Here is a 25,638-nt window from a genome sequence, read left to right on the forward strand (position 1 = left end):
CTCCCAGGCGTTGCCGGAGCTCTGAACACGGCGACGTCACCGGCTGACTGTCTGTTGCGAGTCTTAGGTTGGAGGGGCTTATGCCTGCAATCGTTACTATGCCTTGGTGCCTTGCTTCAGGCGAATGCTGACGGGCCGGCCCTCCGCATGCTGAACCTCGAACTTGTTGGTCTTTCGGATGAGGTCGCTAAGCTTTCGAAACCCGAAGGTACGCGGATCAAAGTCTGGTGCCAAGTTGAGCAGTTGTTTGCCAACAGTACCGAGGTTTACCCACCCTTCTTCGGTTTCTTCTTGGGAAAGTACTTTTTTTATCAATGGCACGGCGGCGCTCGCCGGTTGCAAGGACTTTGCCGCTGATGCGGTATCCTGTTCGTCTTTCCCTGCGTCTGCGAGCAGGTTCTCAGTGTAAATGAATCGGCGGCAGGCCTGCCGGAAGCTCTCCGGAGTCTTTTGTTCGCCAAAGCCAAAAACGTCGATGCCCTGCTCGCGAATACGGGCGGCCAAACGCGTGAAATCGCTATCGGACGAAACGAGGCAGAAACCATCAAAACGACCACTATGCAGCAGGTCCATGGCGTCGATCACAAGCGTGATATCTGATGCGTTCTTGCCGGTCGTGTAGGCGAACTGCTGCTGAGGAATGATCGCGTGTTTCGCGAGCACATCCGCCCAGGCCTTGGAACGCGTGCCCGAGAAATCGCCGTAAATGCGGCGGACACTCGCCTCCCCGATCTTTGCCACCTCTTCGAACAACCCGTCGGCGATCTTTGCCGAGGTATTGTCCGCGTCGATAAGGACTGCCAGGCGTGGTGATCGAGGCTCAGACGGCATGCTTTGCTCCTCTTGTCCAATCATCAAAGCTTAGCAGCCGCTTCGCTATCGCACTATCCGGCTTTCCAGCCAGCACTCTTTTTCACCCGCATCAACGCCATCAGCATCGGGCCGAGGGAGAATTCTCCCGCCGCGCCTTGCCGATCAGATCCCTGAGATAGCCGGCTGGCGAAACTTATATTCCCCGCGCCAAGGGCGATCACGCTCTCATTTATGGAGGCGTAGTCCGGCAATTGGAGATTGCTGGTCCTTTAGAGACGCGAAAGGTCATCGAAGATGATTGTGCGGCTCCACAGAGGGCCTATGGCGGCAAGCCGCTAAGAGAAGACGGGAGACGTCATGGGCGATGGTCAACGGCGTCTGGCGTCGCGCCAAATAACAGCTCTGAACAATGGCGAGCGGGTTTACCGTCGCCCACCGCTGGGGCCGGAACGAACGCGCATTTGGCGCGTTACATCCTACGTTGGAGTACGGCAGGAAATAGCATCGTCAATCATCCTGATCGACGATAACCAGGTACTCCCAAGAGGCCCCGATGGATATCACCACACTACTCATCATCGTTCTCGTTGTTCTCTTGCTGGGGGGCGGCTGGTACGGTCGCGGTCGCTGGTATTGAGCCGTTCGTCACGGGCGGGCACTCCCCTATCCTGGACTGATCGAATTTCTCGAAGCGATCCCTTTGAGGCCCATCGTGACCGGATCGCAGCCTTATGGGTCAGTGAATTCCTCCTATTGCGGTCACGCGCATCCCTAGCTCCGAGAGTGTTTCAGCAACGCTCGTCGGAGCTACTCGTTCTGAACCTCTGACCGCTGCCAGGTTTCAGCGTTTCCGCAGTGTCCGTCCAATGCGACTTGCCATGCGAGGCGTCGCCCCGCTTTCTGGCAAAACGCGATCGGTCCAGAGGAGGCGGATCGGTAATGTTAGATCTTCGCAGCTGGATAGGCTCTTTACTCGCTCTCGGTGCGCTTACACTTCTATTTGTCGGCTGCGCGCTGGTCCTTTGGCCCTTCCTGTCGGCCTTGCTATGGGCTGCGGTTATCTGTTTTTCGACGTGGCCTCTCTACCGCCAATGCGAACGTGCCGTCGGAGGATACCGTGCCGCTGCCGCGGCGATAATGACGATGGTGGTGGTCTTTGCTTTGGCAGCACCGCTTGCATTCCTTGTGACCGCGCTCGTGGACGACATAGAGAACCTGGCAGAAGCGATTACGCAGGTCCTGGAGGAAGGGCCTTCGGCGCCACCCAACTGGGTCAACGGTCTACCCATCATCGGCGAAGGCGTCGCGGCCTACTGGGAGAACCTCGCTCACGATGCTCCAGCGTTCATAGCTGAGCTCAAGAAATTAACAGGCCCAATCACGGATATCGCGCTTTCAGGCGGAGCGGCCCTCGGCGGCGTCCTGATTGAACTTGCCCTCAGCATATTCATCACCTTCTTTCTGTTTCTGCATGGTCGTCGCATGATCGGCTTCATGCGCCAGATCAGCGAGCGCGTTGCTGGCCCGCGGTCCAAGAGGCTGCTGACGGTCATCGGTGCGACCGTAAAGGGGGTCGTCTACGGGATGATCGGAACCGCGCTTGCGCAGGGCTTGCTTGCCGGTACCGGCTTCTGGATCGCCGGTGTGCCCCAGCCCGTATTGTTGGGTTGCCTAACTTTTGCGCTGTCATTCGTGCCGGGTGGTCCACCGTTTCTTTGGGTGCCGGTGGGGCTTTGGCTTCTGCTCCAAGGTTCCATGGGCTGGGCGATTTTCGTCGGCTTGTGGGGTTTTCTTCTTGTCAGCAGCATCGACAATTTCCTGCGGCCGTACCTGCTCAACCAAAACACCAATCTGCCGGTGTTGCTCAGTTTGTTTGGACTGGTTGGCGGGGTGCTCGCCTTCGGGTTGATTGGGCTCTTTCTTGGACCCACATTGTTGGCGGTCGCGTACAATCTGTTTCTCGAGTGGGTGGCAGCCGAGATCGAGGGACGGGTCCAAGCAGCCTCCGGCTTGCCCGTGGATTTGGAAACCAACTCGAATAACTGAGCAACGTTGTAAATCTGGCCTTGCTGAAGTTCCTGTCTGGCTGGGCGCTTCTCACCGGCGGCCCGGCGATAGCAATGGCCTGGCAGTGACCTCATGCTTTGCCTGTCGAGGAGATAGCGGCTACCGGCACCAAAGTGAGCAATGCAGAAGAAAACGGCAATTGGTGCCCCATCCGATCAATGGACTGTCTCCGGCGCTGCAGCGAGATCAGGCTGTACGCCGCCACCTTCGTTTTCCCAGCGGTCGACATCTTCACACGGGAAAGGTGGCGAGAGCATTTCGATCTGGCTCATCAGAATGGTGACGAGAGCTGCTTCGGAGCAAGTGCCGCGTTGAAAAGCCGAGATCAGCAATCGAGCTGCGGCTCGTCTTTTCGCGCGGTGCCACGCACTCCCGACATCGAATATCCCGACGGTGTCGAGCACCCGTTTGAGCATATCGAGGGGAACGGGGACATGGGAGGCTACGTTGGAAGACATCTTGTCCTCCTTTGGTTGGAGGCATATCCGCAGACCGAACTTGAGGGCTGCTTAAGAGTTTGCCTGCCATCACTGTGATCCCGCTGCAAAGATATGGGAAGCACTTTCGTGATCGCAGTCTGATATCATGAGTTGGAGACGACAGACTGGACCCCCGGCTTTAGCCGGGAAGCTTTGCCAGAGTCCCGGTCCCGACGCCAAGCTTGAGCCCGGAGCCTTTGCCCGGCTCGATAAAAGGATCAAGCCGGGCTGGTGTTTGCGTCAGGCCGCTTTCGGCGGTCTGATTGACGACCTTGGTGGCGGTCGCGGTCAGGGCGATCTCCGTCGCCTGCTCTTCGTCAAGCGTCGTCATAAGCAGCTTGGCGTCTTTCATGCCCAGCTGCAGCGCCCAGGTCCTCAGCGAGCCCTTCGTAGTGTTCGACAGCCTGTGCGGCTGCAAGCAGTCCGGCGTCGAGCGCGGGCGAGCCTTGATACACTTCCATGATCGAGCCGCCTTCCCATGATTGCGCCACATCTTTTTTCAGGCTTTTTGCCGATGATCCTGAACACTTCGTCAAGCCGCTAGACATCCTCCTTCAGCAGGGGCTACGGGCTAACGATGTCAGGCTTGTTCGCAGTTCCGTAGTGGTCGTGAAGCCCCCACCACTTGTATGGATCTCCCTGCGTACGGCCGGACGGCACGTCCTGCCAGGTTTCCTGTCGGCCAAGTGGCGTGAGGTCCAGGAGCGTAAAGATCGGACCGATCGCTTTACGCGATCCCAGTCCATCATGTTTTCTCCTTGAACGTTACGTCCCACACCGGCACCCGCCGCCTGTGTCGTGGATCAATGATGGACGCTTTCCGCGTTGCGCTTACGGGTTGCAGCCGCCTTTTTTGCGGAGGCCGATCGCTCTGCTTTAGGTCTCGAAGCAGCGGCTTGTCCGCCTTTTCTTCCACCCTTTTCAGACGAGGCGTTGCTCTCCGGGTGCCCACGGCCCGAACCGGACTTGTTGCCGCCGCCGCTTTCCTTATTCACCGTGGCCCAGGCTCGACGCTCGGCCTCCTTTTTCGGAACGCCACGGTCTTCATAGCCCTCCTCAATATGCTCGGCCTTGCGCTTTTGCTTGTCGGTGTATGCGGACTTGTCACCTCGAGGCATGGTTTCGCTCCTTCTCGCTACCTCGCGTTCAAACTCTCGATAACAGGCAAGGTTCCGCTTAGGCGCGCCCTTGTCTGCCCACGTGGATCGCGGCCCCGCCGCGTGTTCTTCGCACCTTCGGTGTCGCTCACGACGACGGAGAAAATCCGGCCCTTGAGATGCCGCGGGTAAGCCCAGCCGTCCATCTCAGGGCCAATGACAAAGTGCTGGCGAGGTGGAGAAGCAAGCCGTGCGGGGGTGAATGCTTCGACCGTACTCAGAGGCTATCCGGTCGAGCGACAGGAATTCGACGTCAACATCGCCTCTTTCTTCAATCGACGCCTTAGCCAACTCCAGCATGCGATAGAACTTGGATTCTCCCCCGGACAGGTGTGCTCGCTTCGCGCGGATGCGTTGACCAACAGAATTCCAGATGGCCGACGTATTGTCGTCATGACGTACTTTCGCCTCATCGATCGCTTTTCGCGGCAATCCAGTCAACACAGAGTTCGTAGGCTGGATCTCTATAGCCGGGTCCCGCACTGCGGGTGTAGGGGCTCATTCTGGACTCATATAGGCATCCCATGCGGCGTTGGCGATGTCACTAAGCTGGGCCTTCAGGTGTTCAAACGCTGGGGGCCTCTCATTGTGTGAGATATCGTCGCGTGAATTCTCGTTTGTTGAGCCCAGGACTGGTCATGCCCGTTCGTGAGGTGAGAATCGGGTCGAAATCGGTGTGTCTGCTTGTGAGGCTATTGATGCTCTCGTGTCTCAGGAGAGAACGCGGAGCCTGCAAGAAGGTTCTGTGTGCCTGTGGTGATTGGCCTGTGGCAGAAAACTCCGGGCATCCGGGAACCAGTCACGCCGTTCGCGGGTTCGGTTGATCTTGAAGGAGGCACCGGGGCATGAAAGCAGTCGGCAAGTGGCGGCATATCTGCGTCGATGCCCAACGCATGTTTTTGGAGCAGACGCCCTGGCACGTGCCGTGGATGAAAAACGTACTACCGCAACTTTTCGAAATATCGGAACGCCATGCGAGCAACACAATCTTCACCCGATTTATGCCACCCCAGAATCCACGCGACGCGGCGGGAAGTTGGAGGGATTACTATCAAAAATGGTGGATGATGACCGGCGAGCACCTGCCTAAAGAAATGCTCGAGCTGCCGCCCTCGTTTCAAAACCTTGTGCCGCCAGCCCGCGTCTTCGACAAAACGACCTATTCGCCCTGGGTTGATGGCCGGTTGTTTTCGCACCTTCGACAAGAAGGCGTGGAAACCCTCGTCGTTACCGGCGGCGAGACGGATATCTGCGTCCTGGCGACCATCCTCGGCGCGATCGATCTCGGGTTTGGCGTCACCGTGCTTTGCGATGCGGTTTATAGCGGCGCCGACGAAACGCACGATGCCGCCATGGATCTGCTCAGCGATCGGTATTCAGTCCAGCTCGAACTCGTGAAGACCGAAGAATTCTTAGCGGCGACGCCTCGCCGTGAAGCGTAACGCAGTCCGGAGCGTCAACGACATCTGGTCGTTTGAACAACCCGGTTACCCGTCCCGAGTGAGAAGGATCCGTCGATGCCCCTGAAAGCGCTTGCCTTAAACTGCACCTTAAAATCCTCCGCAGCCACCGAGGCGTCGTCCACCGATAAAATCCTAAGTCTTATTGCGGCGGAATTCGAGAAGCATCGCGTCGACACTGAGACGGTCCGCCTGGCCGATCACAACGTAAAACCAGGCGTGACTTCCGATGAAGGTGAGGGGGATGATTGGCCCGATATACGCAAGAAGATCCTCGATGCCAACATCCTGCTCATCGGCACGCCCATCTGGCTCGGGCAGCCATCGAGTGTCTGCAAGCGTGCCCTGGAGAGGATGGACGCATTCCTTGATGAAACCGACGAAAAAGGGCGCATTGTTTCTTACGGCAAGATTGCCGTCGTTGCTGTCGTCGGCAACGAAGACGGCGCCCATCACGTTTCCGCTGAAGTTTTTCAGGCACTCAACGACGTCGGCTTCACCATTCCGGCAAATGCGGTCGCTTACTGGGTTGGCGAAGCGATGGGCTCTACCAACTTCGTCGATCTGAGAAAGACCCCTGAGCCGGTAAAAACGATGATTGCAATGCTTGCCCGCAATGCATCCCATGTTGCCACCCTGCTGAAGAACTCTGCATATCCGGGTGACGAGAACTAAGGCCCTCCAACAAGCGCCAAAGTAAGCCCCATCGGTACCGGGTTTAAAACCTGGATGATGCTGCGGCTCAATCGATCAAAGCGCAATTTTGCGCCCCGCCAGTTAGACCCGGACGCTCGCACCGCGATCCTCGTCACATCGAGCTTCATCTCGGATAGTCGCGGCCGTGCCCTCGAACCGCCATTGCGCTATTTGATAAGGTTCTCCGCCATTTCTAGATGGTGCTCCAGGGCCGGAAGCGTTTTTGCAGCCCAAGCCTTCAACTCAGCGTTTTCTCCGCCTTCGCTGTAGCGCTTGAACAGGTCCACCGCATCTTCATGCGCTTCCTGCTGATCGGAACGGTACTGTTTCCCAAAGTCTTCGCCCTTGAGATCGTTCAGCTTGGCGAGCATGTCCTTTTGAGCGGTCGTCATGGTCTTCGGCAGGGTCGCCTTGACCTTGCCACTGGAGACGAGGCCACTGAGGTCAGCAGTCGTCTTTTCGTGGTCTTGGACCATTTTCTGAGCGAAGGCCTTCGTTGCGGCATCGCCCTTTTCCAAAGCAAGCCTGCTGGACTGAACTTCGAACAGATCGCTTGTCGCCGCTTCCTGGACGAAATCCTGTGTTTTAGGTGCAGCGCCGATCAGCGAGTTTATGCCGGACTTTTCCATTGCGGACTGGGCGAGGGCCGAACCGGCCAGAGTGAGCACGAGTGAAGCAAGAACGAGCTGTTTCATGATAGGTCTCCTGTCGGCAGGTCCAACTGCCAAGTGGAAAGAGTTAAGCCGTATGCGGGATCCGGGGTGCAGCCGAGCGCCCGCTGGCAACGCGCTGGCGATCGAGCAAAGAAGACGTGCGCGCGGGCCGAGTGTCTAGCTTTCGTTCTTCGTGGGATCGGAGCGTCCGGTCGGAATAGAGCTGGTGGTCGCGGCAACCGGGTCGCTTGCGGGAAACGAACTCTCGAGACCTTCGTCGAGCTGTTCTTCCAGAGTGCCGGTATCCTTTGCGCTGCGCGCGCTTCTCAAAGACTCCACCGCCGGCGATCCCGTTTCATCGCCACCGACGATTTCGCGGTCATCCCCCTCTTCGAACGCGGCTACTTGCACCATCATAGCTTTGGCCTTGGTCACGGCCGCATCGACGCCAAGGTCTCCGCCAGTGCTTTGTAGGCGAACGGAAATCACATCTCCGCCTTCTGCAACCCATTCGACGGTCATCACGCCTCCGGGATCTGTGAGCACCTGTTGTGCGATGATGTTCATGGTTCCTGTCTCCTGTCTCGTTGGTACACGCCAACGCAAAACACGGTTCGGCGACCGGTGGTTCCGAAGATTGTCAACGCTTTCATGCAAAAAGGACCGCCCGCCGGGATGGCGGACGGTCATCATGCTAAACTAGGATGAGCCAGCCCGTCCGGTATGCTAAACCAGGATGAGCCAGCCCGTCCGGTTAGCGAGTGGACAAATCGGCACTCGCGACCTCGCCTGGAACCGGGCAGACAGTCCGCATTTCGTCCTCAGTCTCCAGACGGACTTCCGCGTCATCTGATCCCGGGAAGGGCTCGAGGCACTGTGACCTGCCGACTTCCCGAAACCTCTGGGTTCGGTCGACGTCATCGAGTCGTGCACGTCCTTGGCCGCCTTTCCATGGAACCTCAGCTCTTGCGGTCGGTGCCGCGACCGCCGCCCGTGGTGCCAGCGCCACTCTTAGCCCCGCCCGAACCGGCACTCTTGCCAGCCCCGGTTTCGCGACCGCCGGATTGTCGCTGCTTGTCGTCGTTCTTATGGCTTTGTTCGCCAGCCTTGCGATGCTGTTCGCTGCTGCCGCCCTGGCTGCGTTGATTTGCCATTGTCGTTCTCCTCGGTTGGTCCCGCCCTAGAGTCGGCGGGGACCAACAGAAGCGTGGGGGATCGATATGGTTCCCCGCCGAGCAAAAAATCGCCCCGCGACGTTGGGTGTCGAACCCGCATACGTGCAGCGCGCCTGCCTGTGCGGATGCATCCCGATGGGAACTTCAACGCGCATCGCCTGTTCGGCCTTTCGAAAAGGAGGCAGAAATGTCGATTACCAAACCGAACGATGGCGCGCCGGGCAGCGCTGACCAGTCACCGCGATGGGAAGGGCCGGAGAAAACGAGGCCGAATGATCCCGAAAAGGATCGGGATGCGGCCGGCGAAAACAATCGGGAACCCGCGAGAAATCGCCCTTCTGACGCGACCAAGACCAGGGCCGACGCGAAGGGCCAGTTTGCGGAGCCCCAAGGCAACCGCAAGAGCACGGGAGTATCGAGCGCCAAGCCGACCGTGATCACCGGGTCTGAGGATATGTCGGGTCACCGCAGTCCGCCAGGAGATAGGGAACCTCCGAAAGACTGGGACGTGGGGTTCGATCAGGCCGCACCGGACCGGTCGAAAGAATAGTTCGCTCGGCGAGTGGGCGCGGTTGGAGCGGTCGTGGGAACGACCGTCGCACCCGCGAGATTTTCCAAGACGAATATCCCGGCGCTCAATCAACGAAGCTCAAGAACATGCGTCAACTGCCGCAACAACCACGAGAATGTTCCTAACGCGTTGGTTGAGTTGGGAAATCAGAACCCGCTCCCGCGCCTCTCAGCGAGCAGCGTCGATGTCCTCTCCGGCCACGCTATAGGGGCCTGCCCTCCGGTCGCGGGCCAGTTGAGGTGCGCGGGCTTGCCGCTGTCGAATACGCCCTGGTAGCCATCTCCAAGGTGTCCTTATGCCCCATTGCGGGGGGCAGAAAGAGGAACCACGGACCCTAGGGAAGATCGAGAGAGTAACGAGAACGGCGGTCGATAGAAATGCACTTTGCCAGTTCTGAAGGACGCGAATCGGAACTGAGAGCTGGCGAGGTGATCGGTCACTGAAACAGAGGATCCCCGTGGCTCGAGACTTCCGCGTTCTCCGCCTGACTGCTTCGTGTTGGGCTATCGCCTTTCAGGTGGCGCGAGAGGAATTGATTCCGACCGTAACATCATCCCTCAAGCGGTGATGGCATTCGGTGTGAGCTTCGCTGAGGCGATCAGACGTATCACGTTTGTGAATGCAATTTGCGTCTGACTACCAGCTCTCCTCGTGCAGCCGGTCAAGCACGACGACGACCTCAGCCTGTAAATCCAGGCAAAGCTGCTGAAAATCATGGATTCGCTCCTCCCGTCGGGGCGTCTCGCGCTGAAGAGCATCGAGTCTATTTGCCGCCAACGCATATTTTTCGAAGAGGTCGTACAAACCATGATCTTTGACTGAACGCAATCGTTCGCGATGAGCGGGCAGAGCCATTGCCAAGCGCGCCCGTCCGAGGTGAACTAAACCCATGTAGCCTCCAGATTACTCATGTGCCGGGCCACGAACACGGGATATTTCACCCAGCCCACGACGAGACGAGAACTCCGATTGTCGCGTATCCCGCTTTGTGAACCAGAGAGCGCACTCCAGGAGGCAAGCCTCGTCGGTATGGCCGACACGGAACTCGTCAATCAGGAATCTTGCCAGTTGATTGCCTCGCTTGGAAAGTTTGGGAAATCCCGCTAAGAAGCAGGTCCTCTCAAATACTCGATGCAGCATTTCTACGTCTTTAGGGCCGAGAGCGCAGTTGAGATCATCCGAATGAAAGTACATTTGGGACCTCCCATGAAGGGCGGCAAAGCGTTCGTGGTATTCGCGTCCACAAAACGTCGGCAGGGCTTGCCTGGTTCCACCGGGGAAATACCCATTTCGGGCTATTCGGGCACGTGATGAAGGGGATTCTGGAGGGAGGTCGAGGGCGGGCAGTTGAGGACATATGAAATTATGGCGCCAGGGCTAGGGCGACCAGCCAACCTCCAAGGCGATCAAGACCCAGAGGCGTGCGTGCCTAAACCGTTCCCATATGGCCCTCTCCCAATGGTAGCTCAGGAAGCGAAACTTTTCATGTCGGCGGGAGCATGCACTTCCATTCGGGTGAATTGTCGCCCCGCCCTCCATCTGTAGCTTTTGAAGCGTGCTCCATCCGTTCAGACGAGCCGCTTGCACCAACGTGCTTTGGCCTCTGCCGATCCCGGCAGAGGCCTTTATTCTACCCGTAGCCTCGGCACTGTGTCTGCCCGCGGGAGTTTGCGAAACTAGTGACGGGTGATTTCGGACGCAAGCTCTAGGAACCGGCCAATCGACCAAAGGTAGGCGACGATCTCCCACCTCAGGGCGTCGCGATTGCCGTACTTCTCTACTATTCGGTCAAGCTTTTCCTTAGTTGCAGTCTGCTCCTCAATTTCGCTAATCACGTAGCTGTCATGCCCCACGGCGCAGATGTCGCAGCCTGCCTCGATGACGTCGTCGACGAAGGCCGGGATTTCACCGGGGTCCATCTGACGTCGATTGTTTTCAGTCGAGCCGCTCCTCCATTGAGGCCGTGAAGCCCTACTGCGACCCACTTCGCTATCAGGCGCAAAACTGTCTCCGCCCTTATCGGGGATACTGGGATAACGCTTGCGCTTGGCCATGCTCATGGAAATAGTAGCTCATCGGTTAGCGTGAGTAGGCGACGACTCTGCCTTGTCGGCCTAGATCTGTTGGCGTTCGGCAATCTGCTCTTTACGGGCCGGGTATTCCCGCAGAAGCTCGCGTTGAGGAGACGAACGCGTAAGCCTCGAAGAGATCGAGTAGGCAGCGCTCTCTGGCTTGGCGTCGCTGAGGGCGATATCGTGGCAGAGCATTTCAAGGCGGGTTCGCCCTAAGTGCATCAGTCTCATGGCTGCTTTCCTGTTTCAGTCGAGAACTACTTCGAGGATGCCAAAGGTGTCGGAAGGACGATGGCGACGGATTGTTGAGGTTCGTGCGATAACGCGCTGTTCACGACGAGGTATCCGCCGATGACGAGCATCGCCAAGAGCATCACGCCGATAAGAAACCCTGTCGAGAATTTTTTCGGTGGCCCGCCGTAGCGGTATTGTTCGTACATAGTCCATTCCTCCGGTCGGCAACGACACCAGAGCGAACCGAAGGGACGGGCAGGCTGCCCTGGTGTCGTTGTCGGCCTATGCCGAATAGTTCGCCATAGGCTGAGGTTTAGAAATAGCGTATCGGGGTCAGTTCTCCACGGGATTAGGACCATTGCGCCGGGGTTATGGGACTGAAGTCCCATGGTGGAACCGTTGGCGCTTTCCTACGTTCTAACGTGTTGCTCGACCGCCGCTTGGTGATCGAAAGCGCCTCTAGGCCCCACCTTCAACCTCAACTCCGCAGATGGGGCCTATCGAGCGCGGTTTGCCTGCGGACCGTTCAACAGAAGCGTCAGATGTTTTACCTCACGGCCCCAGCGATGGGGCTGTCTTTTTTAATGGACGCACGCAGGAAGCGACTAAAAAGGAAAAGGCCCCTTCCGTCGACAGAGCCAACAGGCTGTGTTGGAACGGGGTCCACTCCCACGGCGCCGCGCCGATCCTGCTCAATGCATTCGCCGCTAAATCGGGCGCCTTCGTCCACCCACGACGATAATCCTCATCGGCGACCGCGGGCCCCGTCGTGGTAATGGCCGCGGCGACTAGGGATCATAAAAGAAATGGCCCCGTCGGGACGAGGCCAGAGGCAATTATCGAGAGAGAGTACTTCACTTCCGGGCGGATTGTGAAGGTGTCACCCTGATCGGGGGCTCAGGGTCTCACGAAGCCAGAAACGTCGAGACTTCGTATCGGTTCCATTACACCGTAAGAAATGACCAGGCGGCGCGCTGGCGCGTGCGGCTCATCCGTCGGGCACCTAGTGGGCCAAAGCCATCGCAGGTCCGGGAATCCCCTGTCGATCAATTCATAAAGAAGTGGCCCCGTCGGGCGCGACGAGGCGAGGGGCTACTTCGGGGGACACTTGCATCAAGACAAGCGAAAAAACGCACGGGGCTGAACAGGTTCCTGTCGGCAGGGAGCGAACACAAAAAAATGGCCCCGAAAGGCGATAACGGGGCCAAGCGAGCGTGTACCTGGCGGGTTCCGCACGCCTTCGCGTCGCAGCCCGGTCGATGATCCGGCGTCGGGATCATCGGCAAATCACAAACGGCCATCGATCCGAAAAGTTCCCTATTCGTCCGCACCGCGTCGGGGTGCTCGAGCCACATGGCACTCTCGAACAGTGCACCCTCGTCGAGTACATCCACGATCGAACTGGATACACGACTGTTTTTGTCACGCACGACCAGGGGAAGGCGCTTGAGCTAGCCGACCGTATTGTGGTGCTGAACAACGGCTCAAACGAGCAGACGGGTACGCCGGACGAGATCTCCGCTCACCCGTCTCAGTTCGTTTACGGGTTCATTGGCCAGTCGAACTGCCTAAGCGTCAGTGTTTCCGGCCGCGAGATCTGGCTTGAGGGCCGATCTACGGGGCTACCGACAACTGAGCACGATGGTCAGGCGGCCCTCTACTTTCGGCCCACGATATACAACTCGTCATGGGATCCGAACACGGTCTTGTGGGGTCTATCACCGGAAGCCGGCGCGTGGCAGGCACTCGGGCATCTTGAGGTGAGGTTGGAGAAATTCGCTTCAGTTGTGCAGCTCGAACTGCCGCCCGATCGAGCACCCTTTCCCCCCGAGAGTCGTATCGCCTTCAAGACAAAATGGATGCTCTTTCGCGGCGAACAGCTAGCGAGTTTATCTGAAGCAAGTTTTCCCGACCGGTAGCTGGAGGGCAGTTTAGCGGCCCGACGCGCCGTAGCCGTCGGGCCGCTTGGGGCACACCAGATGCTCCGCCTGGGGCGGGGCGCTCTGAAGATTACCAGGTTTGCCGGCCGAACCAGTCATCCACGTCTTGTCGTGCCCGATCTTTTTCGAGGCCATACCGTTCCTGTATCTTGCCTTCGAGCTGATCGCGTTTGCCAGCGATTTGGTCCAAGTCGTCGTCGGTCAGTTTCCCCCACTGTTCCTTGATCTGTCCCTTGAATTGCTTCCAGTTACCTTCAACACGGTCCCAATCCATGTCATTTCCTCCTGTGAATTGTGGATAGCAGCTAAACGCCTTGGCTACGCATTTGTTCAAATGTGCCTGCTGCGATGGTTCCGGGGACAACGGTGCGACGACTCCACGGGCGGCCGATCCCGCCACGGGAAGAGTTTGCCCGTCGACGATCCCGCGCCCGTAGCTTTATGGCCTCAGCGGAGAGCAAAGCAGTGCTAAAGATACTCGGCGCCAACTGGACGCCGGCGAAATCCCGACATTCGTCACTCGGGGGATAGAAGCAGTCTGCGAGATCAGCGGTGGGCCACCTACAACGTCCTGACGCGTTGAAAGACGCCGCGTGAAAGTGCGGGGGGGGGGGCTGTCGCTTCGCGACCCCATCAACAGTTTCCGAACAAGGAGCCTTGCGGGGGCACCTCGATAACGGGAAGAAGGCAGACCGGCTAAAAAAGGGGGCGGATCCGTGCCCAACCTCGTTGCTCGAACTGGGAACACATTCCTGTTTTTCCGGTTTGAAGGTGTTCGAGAAGGAGAACGCCATGGCAGAGGATCGGTGGGAACGCGAGGAACGCTACGGACGCGATCTAGCGAAAGCAAAACAACCGGCACCCTGGAACGAAAGCGTTGTGATAAGCCTGCTCAATGCGGATCACGAGGTGTTGGTTGGATCAGCCAGTGAAGCGGTAGCGGTTTTGCGAAACGATTGGTCCGGATCCAGATCCGGTCCAGCATATCAGGCTGCTTTGACCACCTGTCTCGAAGCCATGAATGGTCACTTGCCTGGTTACATGGCCCGATTGGCCTTTGAAGAAGCTGCCCGTGAAGCAGGAGTCCTGCGCTGAGGCTTGTAGGACGTCAACTTTGAAGCCTTTCACCCTCTGGCCGATGCCTTGGTGCGAGGGGAAGCGGAGTGGAACTACCCTGTTAGAACCCTCGCGGCACTCCACCTCGAGGCAGATTTCGGTCGAGCAAAATTCGGCCTTTGGGTGATACGCCCGCGGATGAGATCAAACGTTTACGGAAGGAACAAAGCCGCGTGCTCATCGGTTGATGATCGACTGCACATCGAAACGCAGGCGTTGGATCGGATCGTTCACATGGAGGCGCCACCACTTGAAAGAAAGCTTGCAGCGATCCTGGCTGCCGATATCGAAGGTTACTCGCGGTTGATGAATGCCGACGAAGAGCAGACCCTGGCGACCTTGACATCACATCGTACTATCATCGACGGCCTTATTGAAAGTGCTCATGGAGAGATCTTCGGGACCGCGGGGGACAGCGTGTTGGCGGAATTCCCATCGATTGTGCATGCCTTCAACTGTGCGATCGCCATCCAGCAGGCCATGTGGCGTGCCAACCGGCCGCTTGCCGACAAACACAAGATGTACTTCCGCATCGGGATAAACGTCGGCGATGTTCTGGTGAAAGACGGCGATATCTTCGGGGATGGGGTCAACATCGCCGCTCGGCTTGAAGGCCTGGCCGATGCCGGCGGCATCTGTGTAACGCGAGGAGTACGAGATCATCTGCGCGATCGCGTCGACACCACCTTTGAGGATTTGGGCGAGCACCAGGTCAAGAACATTTCGCGCCCGCTCCGGGTGTTCCGTGTTCTGTTTGACCCGCAGTCCGAACCAAGCCCCAGTGCAGAGCTAACGTCCGTCCAACACCCGGAGCGATCCTCTTCGGTCGATCAGACCTTGCCGGAAGACCAAGACAAAGATGAAGCGCGCCGGGTTGAGGTGGCTTTTTGGGAGGCGGTACAGGAGAGCGATGACCCGGCCGAATATCTCCTATATCTGAAGAGATACCCTGCGGGCGAGTTCGCCGAACTCGCAGCCGCGCGCGTTGCTCAAGGTGGGTCTGGGGTGGGCGAGCCAGGTATCGAGGTTTCATTCTGGGAAACGGTGCGGGACACCGGTAACGCCGAGATGATTGAAGCGTATTTATCAAAGTATCCAACGGGTCAGTTCGTCGAACTCGCCAAGATCTTGTTGGCAGACATTCACGCCAAATAAAACACGCAACGATCCTCGTCACGACCAAATGGCTTGAAAAGCAGATGAGAGCGCCGACAGCGTCCGGAACGGGTGCGATGTTCCGGGTCGAGCCAAGTATGCAACGTGATTGTGGAGGTGCCGCTAGGGTAGCGCGTCTGATTCCTGTGCAACGCCCGCCTGAGAAACGCCAAAGAAGCGGCCGCCTTGCGGCGGCCTCTTCGACTATATGATTTGGGTCTTGGGTGGAGGAGTGATCTGCCCTTCGAAAGGGTCGTCCTCTTGAGGCAGGACGCCGTTGGGGGTCAGATCGTCAACCGCCTTTGGCAGATCTCGGCTGAGGCGGCTCAAAATCTCCTCAGGAGAAAGACCCGTCCGCGCGGAAAGATCCTCCAGGACTTCCGGCCCGAGCGCTTCCGATAACTGCCTATCATCAATCTCGCTGTTTGGACCGGTCTGCACCCAGGATTTTGCGGTCTCCCCGTGTCCGTTGTGCTCGAACTGTTTGAGGAGATCGCCGAGACCACCCCTCAACACGCCGCCGGTCGATGAACCGCCGAGCGAGCCCCCGAGGCCACCAGAGCCTCCAGTCAGACCGCCAAGCAGGTCACCCAAACCTCCTCCGGCCTCCTGCTGACCGGTTGGCCCTTGGTCTTGTCGGTTCTGGGTCAGACCTTTCAGAAGCTCCCCGATCTTCTCCCTGTTCTGGTATCCTGCCACCGCAAGGACACTTAGCAGGGCTTTAAGTGCAGTGCTTACCATGTGCTTCTCCTCTTCTGTCATATATTCCCGTTCAGGCATCTGCTGATTTACGACGGAGGTCGCGATCGCTGTTAACGCGAGGTCGGTGGCCTGCTCATCGTCGAATTTGTGGCGGATGGATCGCCAATGGCGCGGACCGAGGGTGGGTTGGTCATGGCTTTTCCTTTGGGTTAGAAGGAGCATCGGTAGACGCTTAAACTCCACCCGGCATCTCTTGTTCCGTTCAGCTGATGTTCCATGCCCCGATGGCACTGCGTATCAACTTTACTGACGAGCGAAAGTGGACTGGGGGCGGCCTCAAAATCGAGGCTCATGATGTTAACGCCAGTCTTCAGTCGAAAGAGGGGAACGATAGTCTGAGCACGGTGTTTTGATCTTATCCGCCGGGCCCGATCTGCTGCCGCGCCAGTACCTTAATCTCCAAACGAAAGAAAAGCCATGATTGAACGTCCAAATCAGCCCCCTGGGACGCTTGAGCGCAAGGTCGAACTCGAGCATACGGTGCACTATGCAATCCAGGTCCTTGTCGAGGAAGCTTGCCTTTTGGGTTGGACCCAGGCTGAATTTCTGACGAGCATATCGGACACCGCGATCGCCAGGCTGAGCCTTCTGGATGAGGACGAAGTAATTTCCCCACCCGCAGAGGGTGACTTATCGCGGACCATTTATCCAACCGATTAGCCGGGTTGCTGAGTGATCAAAAATGGGCTTGGAGCAGCGAAGCCTTTGTGCGGTGTCGGTCTCAAGATTTGTCCCGGCATCGCCTGGAACAATGAGGATCCGGCAACGTATCGCCTTGTGCTCGGTCCCGGGCGCGCGTTGAGTTCAGGCTGACTTGACGTTTTCGGCCCTTGATTTTCCGGGCTTGCGGTCCTGACCAAATTGATACCTGACCTTTTGACCGTCTCTCAAGCGCCGACACATGGACAACACGCCCGGTCCACCGTCGTCGGGCGTAATGAAACCGAAACCTTTGTCCTGGTTGAAAAAACTTAACGGTACCGGTTGCCAAAGCAGCCGCGTAGTATCGCCAGGAACAAATCCGGGACGCGTGCGTTCAACCGACGTTTAGGCGCGCTAGCTCCCAGTCGCGATCACGCACACTTGAATTGATCCGATAAAACGCATGGGGTTTGTCTAAGTTACCACGCCTGGCCGAGGGCTTTGGCCGGCCTATTCTTTGAGCATGAGCCGGTCCTGCCGGCTCCATTAGAGGACACCCAGCCATGGTGACGTTCACGCTCAACGGGGAACAACGCACGTTTGATGGCGATCCAGACACGCCTCTTCTTTGGGTTATCAGGGACTTCGAAAAACTGACTGGCACGAAGTACGGGTGCGGCGTGGCGCAATGCGGCGCTTGCACCGTGCATCTCGACGGCATGCCCCGACGCTCATGCATCACACCAATTGCCATGATCGACGGCGCCGACGTGGTCACGATCGAGGGCATTTCGGGCAAGGAGGCCGAAGCCGTGCAGGCAGCCTGGAAAGGGTTGGACGTTCCGCAATGCGGCTATTGTCAATCCGGGCAAATCATGTCGGCGGTGGCGCTCTTGCAGATCCTGCCCAAGCCCACGGACGACGAGATTGATGGCGCCATGGCCGGCAATCTCTGTCGGTGCGCCACCTACCATCGCATTCGAGCAGCGATCCATAATGCCGCCACGTCGATGGAGGGTTGAGCGATGACCATTCACGACATAAGACCGACCCGCCGTGCCTTCCTCGCCGGTGCCGGGCTCGTCATTGGTGTGGCAATTGCGCCAAGGTTCCTCTCGGCTGCGCCGACAGGTATTCCAGCCGGTGGTTCGGGCGAACTCAAGGCCTTGAACGCTTTCATCAAGGTTGGCCCCGACGACACCGTTACCGTGCTGTCAAAACATATTGAATTTGGCCAGGGGCCCTTCACGGGCCTTGCAACGCTGGTTGCTGAAGAGCTCGACGCCGACTGGAGCCAGATGCGTGCGGTGCACTCTCCGACCGACAACAAGGTTTACGCCAATCTCTCCTTCGGCCTGCAGGGCACCGGAGGATCGAGCTCAATTGCCAACGCCTATGAGCAGATGCGCAAGGCCGGCGCCACGGCGCGTGCCATGCTGGTCGCCGCGGCCGCGGCAGAGTGGAAGGTTCCGGTCGCGGAAATCACCGTCGAGAAGGGCCGGATAAAACATGCAGTCTCGGGAAAGGAAAGTGGCTTCGGTGCCTTTGCCGACAAGGCAGCGCAACAGGTTGCGCCTGCGGAACCGAAGTTGAAAGATCCCAAGGATTTCGTGCTGATCGGCACGGAACTGTCGAAACTTGATACTCAGGGCAAGACCGATGGGACCGCGGTTTTCACGCTCGACATCATGCCCGAGGGCCTTTTAACCGCCGTGGTTGCCCATCCCAGACATTTCGGCGCTGTCGTGAAGTCCTTCGACGACGGCGACGCGCGAAAGGTTCCCGGCGTGGTCGATATCAAGCAGGTGCCGCAGGGCGTCGCGGTTTACGCGGACAACACCTTTTCTGCGCTGAAGGGCCGTGACGCCCTGACGATCGAATGGGATCTCTCGAAAGCGGAAACCCGTTCATCGGAGGAGCTGACTGTCGAATACGTCCGGCACTTCGACAAGCCCGGTCTAGAGGCGGCGAACATAGGCAATGTCGATGAGGCCTTTCGGCAGAAGGGCCTTCAAACCGTCGAGGCTCAGATCGTTTTCCCGTTTTTAGCGCATGCGCCGATGGAGCCGCTCGACGCGGTGTTCATCAAGGCGGACGACGGGTCGGTCGACATTTACAACGGCGCGCAGTTTCCCGGCTTTGATCAGCAGGTGGCGGCAAAGATCCTGGCGCTCGACGAAGAGAAAGTTCGCGTCAACACGCAGATGGCAGGGGGCAGCTTCGGGCGCAAGGCACAGTTCGGTTCGCCCTACATGCAGGAGGCGGCGTCCGTCTATGCAGCAATCGGCGGCGACCGCCCGCTCAAGCACATGTGGACGCGCGAGGACGACATTCAGGGCGGTTTCTACCGCCCCATGTACGCCCACAAGATGCGTGGCGCGATAGATGCCACGGGCCAGATTGTGGCATGGGAGCAGATCATCGTCGGCCAGTCGATCATGGCCAAGGCGGATCTGGATTCAACCTCGGTCGAAGGTGCGTCGAACCTGCCCTATAAAATCCCCAACCTCAAGGTGACCTCCCACAACATCACACTGTCGATCCCGCCGCTCTGGTGGCGGTCGGTTGGCCATACCCACACGGGCTTTGCAGTCGAGACCTTTGTCGACGAGCTCTTTAGCCGCGTCGGTCGTGATCCCGTGGAAGGGCGGCTTGCACTGATTGACGCGTCCTCGCGTCATGCCGGCGTCCTACGCAAAGCTGCCGAGATGGCGGACTGGGGTGCAGCGCCACCCGCGGGGCGCGCCCGAGGCGTCGCGGTCGTCGAAAGCTTCGGCTCGTTTGTTGCGCAGGTCGCGGAGATTTCCGTCGGCTCCGATGGGGCGCCGCGAGTGCACAAGGTCTGGTGCGCGGTTGATTGCGGCGTTGCCGTCAATCCCAACATCATCAAGGCGCAGATGGAGGGCGGTATCGGTTACGGGTTGGGTGCCGTGCTTTTCGACGCGATCACCCTTGGAAAGGGCGGCAAGATCACGCAGTCGAACTTTCATGACTACCGTTCGATCCGGATAAACGAAATGCCAGACGTTGCGGTGGAAATCATCAAGTCTGCGGAAAAGCCGACCGGTGTCGGCGAGCCCGGCGTACCGCCCATCGGTCCGGCGGTAGCCAACGCATGGAGAAAACTGACCGGTGCGCCGGTGCGCCAACTCCCTATCGTCAGCGTCATTTCCTCGTGAGGACACCGTCAAGATGAAGATCAAGCTCCTGTTCTCAGGAATTGCCGCAAACTGTCTTGTCGTCGCAGCGGGCGCCATGCTGACGCCGGTTTCCATAGCGCAGACCAGCAACTCGCTCCGTTCAGTGGAGTCGTTTCAGTCAATTTCCGACGAGCGGGCGCGGTCCGTTGCGCTCTTTGTGGAGGCCGGAAAAGTGATCCAGCATCCCCGATGCGTCAATTGTCATCCGGCCACAGAACGACCGCTGCAGGGCATGACCATGCATCTGCATCAGCCGCCCGTTTTCCGGGGCGAGGGCGGTATGGGTTTGGTGGGCATGCAGTGCAACACCTGCCACAGTGAACAGAACACGCCGGTGATTGGCCAGGCCGATACGCTGAAAAGCATCCCGGGTAATCCCGCCTGGCATCTCGCGCCGATCGAGATGGCCTGGGAGGGTAAGACACTTGGGCAGATTTGCGTGCAACTGAAAGATCCGAAACGCAACGGCGACAAAACCATGGAAGAGATAGTCGAGCATATGGCGCACGACGATCTGGTCGGCTGGGGATGGCAGCCCGGAGATGGACGTGAGCCGGTTCCAGGCACTCAGGAAGAGTTTGGCAAGCTCATCCAGGCGTGGGTGAACACCGGCGCTGCCTGTCCATCGTCATAAAGCTTGCACGCACCGCAATTTCGCGCGAGGGTCGTACCCGTTCTGAAACCGGAGGGAAACCACCCGTGTGGCCGGTGATTGCTTCCCGATTATCGACGACGAGAAGGGAAAGTGGCCTGTCATCGCCTTCCCGAACGTCTCGATCAGCATCCTGAAATGAACGCTCTAATCTAAGTACGGCAGTTAATGCGTCGTGAGGAACCGCGCTAGGGCAATTGCTTGCATGGTGCGTTGTCAGAGGTTCTCGCGCGTGTACATCTCGAAAGGGACAATTTTCGTGTAGCTCGCCTTCGCGCCCTTCGATGCCACGGCCGCGATCATGCCTTTGACCGCCTCGTTCGCGAGACGTTCCAGGGGATGGGCAATCGACAGGGTCAGAGCGCCGTCGAGTAGGGCGCTCTTGACGTTGTCCATGAGTTCGTAGCCGACGACGACCAGGGTGCCGGCCCGTTCGGTGGTGCGAAGGGCTGCAAGCACGCCGCTGATGCCACCGCCCGCCACGTAGAGGCCGGCAAGATCGTTGTGTTGGTCAAGCAGTCGTTCAGTCATTTCCTGCGCGACTGCCGAGGATTCGAAGGTCGACAACGGCTCAAGCAACATGAACTCGGGAGCGTGTTCCCTAAAATACGAGCGGAAGCCGGTTTCGTTCATTTCCTGATTTCGATAACGCGGGTTGCCCATCAGCAGGCCTATTTTTCCCGGCTTCTTGCAGATGTGGTCGAAGGCCCAGGCTGCCGTTCGCCCGACTTTCCAGTTGTCGAGCCCGATGTAATGGATCTGACCGGTCGCCGCGAGCTGCGAGATCAATGCAAAAACCGGTATCCCCCGGCTCTGGATTTCTTCAAGCGCTTGAGTGACGACAGGATGCACCGCGGTGGTGATGCAGAGCGCGTCGCATTCGCTAGCGAGTGCCAAGGCACGCTCCGCGGTGTTCTGCGGCGCCAGGTCTTCGAGGTACTCGATCTTCAGCTCGACATCTACCGCCTCGATCGCGGCCGCCACTTGTAACAAGGCGCGCGCAACGAGTTGATAGAAGGGTCTGTGAGGCTGGAGAAGGATTACACCAAAACAGTACTTCGGGCGCGCGGCTGCATTCCGTGCCTGGATTGCACCCAATCCGTAAAACCCGATGCTCTCGGCGGCCGCTTGAACCTTTTCCCTCGTAGGTGTCCGAACATTTTCCGCGCCTGACAGGACCCGGTTTGCTGTCGCAATCGATACGCCCGCAGTGTCTGCGAGATCACGGATCGTCGGTCTCTTCATCGGTCCCTCATGATATAAATCGTGTCATTTAGCTGGTCAGATGAGACGAATGATACGATCATCTAATGTAGGAGATTTGCGCCTTGATTTAACACCCGTCAAGTCGCCATTGTTGGTTCAAAGATTGGCGGGTGAGCGAGCAAGAACCCCACCAGCCTGGGAGAGAAACGCAATCGACATCGCGGGTTTTTACGCTTCTGGCCTTTGCCCGAAGGGAGCAGTTCTGCGCCCTGCAAACGTTGACGCCTTTTTTCCTTGCGAGCGGCGAGATCCGGGAGGCATGACCATGGATGATCTAAACTACGGAACCCGAAACAAGCGCGGCGACTGGGCGCCCAACGGGCGGATTGAGGTCGCGCCATTCTGGGCCTGGCCCCCGAAGATTCCGTCCGTTCTCAAATGGTTGCCCGAATACATCTGGCCGTGGAACGCTTTCCACATGGCAACGGCGCTCCTCTATTGGTTCTATGTCGTTCCGGACGTCGAGGCGATGAAGTCGCTGGATTGGCGGTGGGCGCTCTGGCTCTACGCGGTGAACGCCTCTGCCATCTTCGTCTTCTACGGTTCGATCGAGCTCTTTTTCTACGTGAAGCGCAAGCAGGGCAACCGCTTCAAGTACAATGTGAAATTTCCAAGCGAGCAGCCCTCGGACGTCTTCTGGTTCAAGAGCCAGAACATCGACAACTTCCTGCGGTCATTCTTTCTGTCGATCCCGCTGTGGACGCTGGTTGAGGTGTTGTTCCTGTGGGTCTTCGCGAACGGCTGGGTGCCGTGGCTGAGCTGGTCTGAGAACCCATACTACCTCGCGTTTCTCGTCGCGGCCGCCCCCATGATCCACGAGGTGCATTTCTTCGTCATCCACCGACTGATCCATTGGGGGCCGCTCTATCGCTGGATCCACTCGGTCCACCACAATTCGGTGAACCCTTCGCCGTGGTCCTCGCTCTCCATGCATCCGGTCGAGGGCTTTCTCTACCATGCTGTCGCCTTCTGGCACCTGGTGATCCCTTCCAACCCGATCGTGGCGATGTTCCAGCTTCATATCGCCGGCTTCGGAGCAGTCAACGGGCACATCGGCTTCGACAAGCTCGAGGTTACCGACGCGACGCCGCTCGATACCCATGCCTACGCCCACTACCTGCACCACAAGTACTTCGAGGTGAACTATGGCGGGGACGGTCTCATTCCGCTCGATAAGTGGTTCGGCACCTGGCACGACGGCACCAAAGATGGCGACGTCCAGATGCAGGCCCGCTTCGCGAAGAAGAGGGACCGCATGAACGCCAAGACGGCGCGCGCGAATTCATGAATTCACATGAGTGCCGGGGATCCGCGAGGAGGCGGCTCCCTGGGACGTGAAGGGTCACAGCGACCCAGGCCTTCAAGCTTTTTAACCGCCATCCGGCGCAAACGGGGGAGGAAAACCCGATGACAATGCTGATCACCATGACCAAGGCTCTTGCAGCCTCAGTTGCTATCTGTCTCACCGCAAGCGTTGCACTCGCTGCCGACATCGCGGTCGTCGGCGGCAAGACCGACGATCCCTTCTGGAGCAAGATCAAGAAGGGGGTCGACGACAGCCGCTTCGTGGTCGAGGCGAATGGCGGCAAGGTCACCTACCTGCAGCTCCAGACGTACGACAACCTCGGACCCGATGCGGCAGGCCTGGTGCGCACCGCCATCAGCCAGGGCGTCACGGGTCTTGTGGTTCCCAATTGGGTTCCGGAAGCCGAGGACGAGGCGATCAAGGCCGCTGCCGACAGCGGCATCAAGATCATCCTCATGAATGCCGGTTCGCTCGACAAGGCGAAGGAGCTCGGCGCGATCAACTACGTTGGTTCGGACGAATATCTCGCCGGTATCGCCGGCGGCGAATACTTCGGCAAGAGCGGCCAGAAGAATGTGCTCTGCGTCAATACGCTTCCGGGCAGCGCCAATCAGGAAGCCCGTTGCAAGGGCGTGATCGACGGGATCACCAAGGCAGGCGGGACCGGCAAGCAGCTGCCGCTGCCGGCGACGAGCTTCGGCGATCCCACCGCCATCGCCGAAGCGATCAAGGCGACGCTGACACAGGACGGCTCGATCGACGGCGTCATCACCATTGGTGCCGGCGACGCAGACGCGGCGGCGAGCGGCATCCAGCAGGCTGGCAAGGTCGAGAGCGTCAAGCTTGGCTCGTTCGACTTCAACGAAGCCGGTTTGGACCGCATCAAGAACAGCGCGCAGCTCTTCGCAGTCGACCAGCAGCCATATCTTCAGTCGCTGCTTTCAGTCTCGTTGCTCGCGTCCCACATCGACTTCGGCACGGACCTGCCGGTCAAGCCCGTGCTGACCGGTCCGGGCATCGTCGATGCATCGAACATCGAGTCGACGCTCTCCGGCGTCTCCAAGGGCGCACGCTAACTCGAGCGCTCGCCGGCCGCTCCCTGCACCTCCTCCAGGGAGCGGCCCCGTTTCAACACGGCAAAGCCGGGAAGGGGAACCATCATGAACTCGAAAACCGCAAGCCAACCGCTCGCCATGACCAAGACGCCGACATCAACAAACGCTGCAGGCTTTTCCGTCGGCGGACTTTTCCGCAGGCCGGAAGCCGGCGCCTTTCTCGGCCTTTTCGGCGTCTTCGCCTTTTTCCTCGTCTTCGGAAGCATCGATTTCCTGAGGCCGGCGGGTGCCGCAAGCTGGCTGAACGTCGCGGCCAATCTTGGCATCGTCGCCTTCCCGATCGGTCTTCTGATGATCGCCGGTGAACTGGACATCTCCATCGGCTCGATGATCCCGGCCGGCTCCATGACGGTCGCAATCATCTCAGGCTACTACGGCTTGCCGATCTGGATCGGTATCGCTGCCTCGCTCGCCCTCGGCGCGTTTGTCGGCCTGGTGAACGGGATCCTCGTGGTCCGCACCAACGTGCCGTCGCTGATCGTAACGCTCGGCACCCTGTTTGCGGTCGCTGGCCTCGTTCTTGGCCTGTCCGTGCTCCTGACCGGTACCACCAGCGTCGCCCTCAAGGCGCCCGAGCTCGCGAAATTCTTCTTCGGCCAGTTCGTCGCCAACACCTTCCAGGTGATCATCTTCTGGTGGCTGGCACTGACCGCACTCTATGTCTACGTGGTTCACTACTCTCCCTGGGGCAACTGGATCTTCGCCATGGGCGGCGACAAGATCAGCGCGCGCAATGCCGGCATCCCGACGGCTCGCCTGACGATCGCACTCTTCGTGCTGTCGTCCACCAGCGCCGCCTTTGTCGGCATGTGCCAGGCGATCCTCTTCAATTCCGCTCAGGTCTCGGCCGGCATGTCCTTCATCTTCAACTCGATCATTTCGGTGGTCGTCGGCGGTGTGCTGCTCACAGGTGGCTTCGGCTCCATCATCGGCATCTTCTTCGGTACCATCACCTTCGCCGTCGTCAACCAGGGCATCTATTTCACGTCCTTCGACCGCAACTGGTCGAGCCTCATCATCGGCGTGATGCTGCTTCTGGCCGTGCTGATGAACAACACCTTCCGCAGCATGGCGCTCTCCTACTCGCCGAAGAAGAAGTGAGGTCCG

Annotated in this window: 27 protein-coding genes and 3 pseudogenes; 13 read left to right on the top strand and 17 right to left on the bottom strand. The window is 58.7% G+C overall.

Features of this window, described 5'->3' with window-relative positions; all coding sequences use genetic code 11:
* Positions 1-96: 96 nt before the first annotated feature.
* Entirely contained in the window at positions 97-831 is a 735-nt protein-coding gene (locus IB263_RS30800; RefSeq protein ID WP_029742642.1) for an NYN domain-containing protein, read from the bottom strand.
* 921 nt (positions 832-1,752) lie between these two features.
* On the opposite strand from IB263_RS30800, the gene IB263_RS30805 reads away from it, so the two are divergent.
* The gene (locus tag IB263_RS30805) at positions 1,753-2,859 is read left to right on the top strand and encodes an AI-2E family transporter (protein WP_029742640.1); all 1,107 of its coding nucleotides are present in this window, start codon (positions 1,753-1,755) and stop codon (positions 2,857-2,859) included.
* A gap of 176 nt (positions 2,860-3,035) precedes the next feature.
* Here the strand turns inward: IB263_RS30805 and IB263_RS30810 are convergent, their stop codons facing one another.
* The 4 genes and pseudogenes from IB263_RS30810 to IB263_RS30830 all read right to left on the bottom strand — a co-directional run bounded on the left by IB263_RS30810 (position 3,036) and on the right by IB263_RS30830 (position 4,957).
* Positions 3,036-3,338, bottom strand: a complete 303-nt coding sequence (locus IB263_RS30810) for a hypothetical protein (RefSeq protein ID WP_029742639.1) — start codon at positions 3,336-3,338, stop codon at positions 3,036-3,038.
* Positions 3,339-3,606: 268 nt separating this feature from the next.
* Positions 3,607-3,899, bottom strand: a pseudogene (locus IB263_RS30815) (DUF892 family protein); the annotation flags it as partial.
* A gap of 263 nt (positions 3,900-4,162) precedes the next feature.
* Positions 4,163-4,477 (bottom strand): hypothetical protein, encoded by a 315-nt coding sequence (locus IB263_RS30825; RefSeq protein ID WP_029742638.1) that lies wholly within the window; start codon positions 4,475-4,477, stop codon positions 4,163-4,165.
* Between the two features lie 186 nt (positions 4,478-4,663).
* On the bottom strand, positions 4,664-4,957 hold the full coding sequence (locus IB263_RS30830; protein ID WP_162728758.1) for a hypothetical protein: 294 nt from the start codon (positions 4,955-4,957) through the stop codon (positions 4,664-4,666).
* A 404-nt stretch (positions 4,958-5,361) separates the two neighbouring features.
* Between IB263_RS30830 and IB263_RS30835 the strand changes: the two genes are divergently transcribed.
* Both IB263_RS30835 and IB263_RS30840 read left to right on the top strand, forming a co-directional pair.
* Positions 5,362-5,958 carry a cysteine hydrolase family protein gene (locus IB263_RS30835; RefSeq protein WP_112975838.1) on the top strand — a complete coding sequence of 199 codons (597 nt, stop codon included), beginning with the start codon at positions 5,362-5,364 and terminating at the stop codon, positions 5,956-5,958.
* A 75-nt stretch (positions 5,959-6,033) separates the two neighbouring features.
* Positions 6,034-6,651, top strand: a complete 618-nt coding sequence (locus IB263_RS30840; RefSeq protein ID WP_112975839.1) for a flavodoxin family protein — start codon at positions 6,034-6,036, stop codon at positions 6,649-6,651.
* Positions 6,652-6,839: 188 nt separating this feature from the next.
* On the opposite strand, the gene IB263_RS30845 is transcribed toward IB263_RS30840, so the two are convergent.
* The 3 genes from IB263_RS30845 to IB263_RS30855 all read right to left on the bottom strand — a co-directional run bounded on the left by IB263_RS30845 (position 6,840) and on the right by IB263_RS30855 (position 8,479).
* Entirely contained in the window at positions 6,840-7,367 is a 528-nt protein-coding gene (locus tag IB263_RS30845) for a DUF4142 domain-containing protein (protein ID WP_029742773.1), read from the bottom strand.
* Between the two features lie 135 nt (positions 7,368-7,502).
* Positions 7,503-7,892: a hypothetical protein gene (locus tag IB263_RS30850; protein ID WP_029742772.1), complete on the bottom strand. Its 390-nt coding sequence runs from the start codon at positions 7,890-7,892 to the stop codon at positions 7,503-7,505.
* 392 nt (positions 7,893-8,284) lie between these two features.
* The gene (locus IB263_RS30855) at positions 8,285-8,479 is read right to left on the bottom strand and encodes a hypothetical protein (RefSeq protein ID WP_029742771.1); all 195 of its coding nucleotides are present in this window, start codon (positions 8,477-8,479) and stop codon (positions 8,285-8,287) included.
* Between the two features lie 382 nt (positions 8,480-8,861).
* Here IB263_RS30855 and IB263_RS30860 point away from each other — a divergent pair.
* Positions 8,862-9,050: pseudogene (locus tag IB263_RS30860) on the top strand (hypothetical protein); the annotation flags it as partial.
* A 189-nt stretch (positions 9,051-9,239) separates the two neighbouring features.
* Here the strand turns inward: IB263_RS30860 and IB263_RS34810 are convergent.
* From IB263_RS34810 to IB263_RS30880, 5 genes are all read right to left on the bottom strand, one after another.
* Entirely contained in the window at positions 9,240-9,578 is a 339-nt protein-coding gene (locus IB263_RS34810; RefSeq protein ID WP_371814284.1) for a DUF6766 family protein, read from the bottom strand.
* Between the two features lie 129 nt (positions 9,579-9,707).
* Entirely contained in the window at positions 9,708-9,962 is a 255-nt protein-coding gene (locus IB263_RS30865) for a hypothetical protein (RefSeq protein WP_029742769.1), read from the bottom strand.
* 785 nt (positions 9,963-10,747) lie between these two features.
* Positions 10,748-11,131, bottom strand: coding sequence for a hypothetical protein (locus tag IB263_RS34815; RefSeq protein ID WP_371814282.1), 384 nt, complete (start codon positions 11,129-11,131; stop codon positions 10,748-10,750).
* Between the two features lie 54 nt (positions 11,132-11,185).
* Positions 11,186-11,374 carry a hypothetical protein gene (locus tag IB263_RS30875; RefSeq protein ID WP_060520213.1) on the bottom strand — a complete coding sequence of 63 codons (189 nt, stop codon included), beginning with the start codon at positions 11,372-11,374 and terminating at the stop codon, positions 11,186-11,188.
* 26 nt (positions 11,375-11,400) lie between these two features.
* Positions 11,401-11,583, bottom strand: coding sequence for a hypothetical protein (locus IB263_RS30880; protein WP_029742765.1), 183 nt, complete (start codon positions 11,581-11,583; stop codon positions 11,401-11,403).
* 1,053 nt (positions 11,584-12,636) lie between these two features.
* On the opposite strand from IB263_RS30880, the gene IB263_RS30885 reads away from it, so the two are divergent.
* On the top strand, positions 12,637-13,296 hold the full coding sequence (locus IB263_RS30885; protein ID WP_049810985.1) for a hypothetical protein: 660 nt from the start codon (positions 12,637-12,639) through the stop codon (positions 13,294-13,296).
* Positions 13,297-13,387: 91 nt separating this feature from the next.
* Here the strand turns inward: IB263_RS30885 and IB263_RS30890 are convergent, their stop codons facing one another.
* Positions 13,388-13,591: a CsbD family protein gene (locus IB263_RS30890; protein ID WP_029742764.1), complete on the bottom strand. Its 204-nt coding sequence runs from the start codon at positions 13,589-13,591 to the stop codon at positions 13,388-13,390.
* 518 nt (positions 13,592-14,109) lie between these two features.
* On the opposite strand from IB263_RS30890, the gene IB263_RS30895 reads away from it, so the two are divergent.
* Both IB263_RS30895 and IB263_RS30900 read left to right on the top strand, forming a co-directional pair.
* Complete coding sequence (locus tag IB263_RS30895) at positions 14,110-14,412, top strand: DUF982 domain-containing protein (protein ID WP_049810984.1); 303 nt, start codon at positions 14,110-14,112, stop codon at positions 14,410-14,412.
* 255 nt (positions 14,413-14,667) lie between these two features.
* On the top strand, positions 14,668-15,588 hold the full coding sequence (locus IB263_RS30900; protein ID WP_029742762.1) for an adenylate/guanylate cyclase domain-containing protein: 921 nt from the start codon (positions 14,668-14,670) through the stop codon (positions 15,586-15,588).
* Between the two features lie 204 nt (positions 15,589-15,792).
* Here the strand turns inward: IB263_RS30900 and IB263_RS30905 are convergent, their stop codons facing one another.
* Together IB263_RS30905 and IB263_RS34820 are read right to left on the bottom strand one after the other, a co-directional pair.
* A complete protein-coding gene (locus tag IB263_RS30905; protein ID WP_112975844.1) occupies positions 15,793-16,329 on the bottom strand; it encodes a YidB family protein in 537 nt (178 codons plus the stop codon).
* An 825-nt stretch (positions 16,330-17,154) separates the two neighbouring features.
* Positions 17,155-17,341: pseudogene (locus tag IB263_RS34820) on the bottom strand (cold-shock protein).
* Positions 17,342-17,555: 214 nt separating this feature from the next.
* On the opposite strand from IB263_RS34820, the gene IB263_RS30915 reads away from it, so the two are divergent.
* The 3 genes from IB263_RS30915 to IB263_RS30925 are packed head-to-tail and all read left to right on the top strand — an operon-like array spanning position 17,556 to position 20,826.
* The gene (locus tag IB263_RS30915) at positions 17,556-18,014 is read left to right on the top strand and encodes a (2Fe-2S)-binding protein (RefSeq protein WP_029742759.1); all 459 of its coding nucleotides are present in this window, start codon (positions 17,556-17,558) and stop codon (positions 18,012-18,014) included.
* A gap of 3 nt (positions 18,015-18,017) precedes the next feature.
* On the top strand, positions 18,018-20,171 hold the full coding sequence (locus IB263_RS30920) for a xanthine dehydrogenase family protein molybdopterin-binding subunit (RefSeq protein ID WP_029742758.1): 2,154 nt from the start codon (positions 18,018-18,020) through the stop codon (positions 20,169-20,171).
* Positions 20,172-20,184: 13 nt separating this feature from the next.
* Positions 20,185-20,826 (top strand): hypothetical protein, encoded by a 642-nt coding sequence (locus IB263_RS30925; RefSeq protein WP_029742757.1) that lies wholly within the window; start codon positions 20,185-20,187, stop codon positions 20,824-20,826.
* Between the two features lie 234 nt (positions 20,827-21,060).
* Here IB263_RS30925 and IB263_RS30930 read toward each other — a convergent pair whose 3' ends face one another.
* A complete protein-coding gene (locus IB263_RS30930) occupies positions 21,061-22,089 on the bottom strand; it encodes a LacI family DNA-binding transcriptional regulator (RefSeq protein ID WP_029742756.1) in 1,029 nt (342 codons plus the stop codon).
* A gap of 286 nt (positions 22,090-22,375) precedes the next feature.
* Between IB263_RS30930 and IB263_RS30935 the strand changes: the two genes are divergently transcribed.
* The 3 genes from IB263_RS30935 to IB263_RS30945 all read left to right on the top strand — a co-directional run bounded on the left by IB263_RS30935 (position 22,376) and on the right by IB263_RS30945 (position 25,632).
* Positions 22,376-23,398: a sterol desaturase family protein gene (locus tag IB263_RS30935; protein WP_029742755.1), complete on the top strand. Its 1,023-nt coding sequence runs from the start codon at positions 22,376-22,378 to the stop codon at positions 23,396-23,398.
* Positions 23,399-23,517: 119 nt separating this feature from the next.
* Positions 23,518-24,492, top strand: coding sequence for a substrate-binding domain-containing protein (locus tag IB263_RS30940; protein WP_029742754.1), 975 nt, complete (start codon positions 23,518-23,520; stop codon positions 24,490-24,492).
* Between the two features lie 117 nt (positions 24,493-24,609).
* Positions 24,610-25,632, top strand: coding sequence for an ABC transporter permease (locus IB263_RS30945; RefSeq protein WP_029742753.1), 1,023 nt, complete (start codon positions 24,610-24,612; stop codon positions 25,630-25,632).
* Positions 25,633-25,638: the final 6 nt, after the last annotated feature.

The organism is Ensifer sp. ENS03 (assembly GCF_014852035.1).
Taxonomy (GTDB): Bacteria; Pseudomonadota; Alphaproteobacteria; order Rhizobiales; family Rhizobiaceae; genus Ensifer; species Ensifer adhaerens.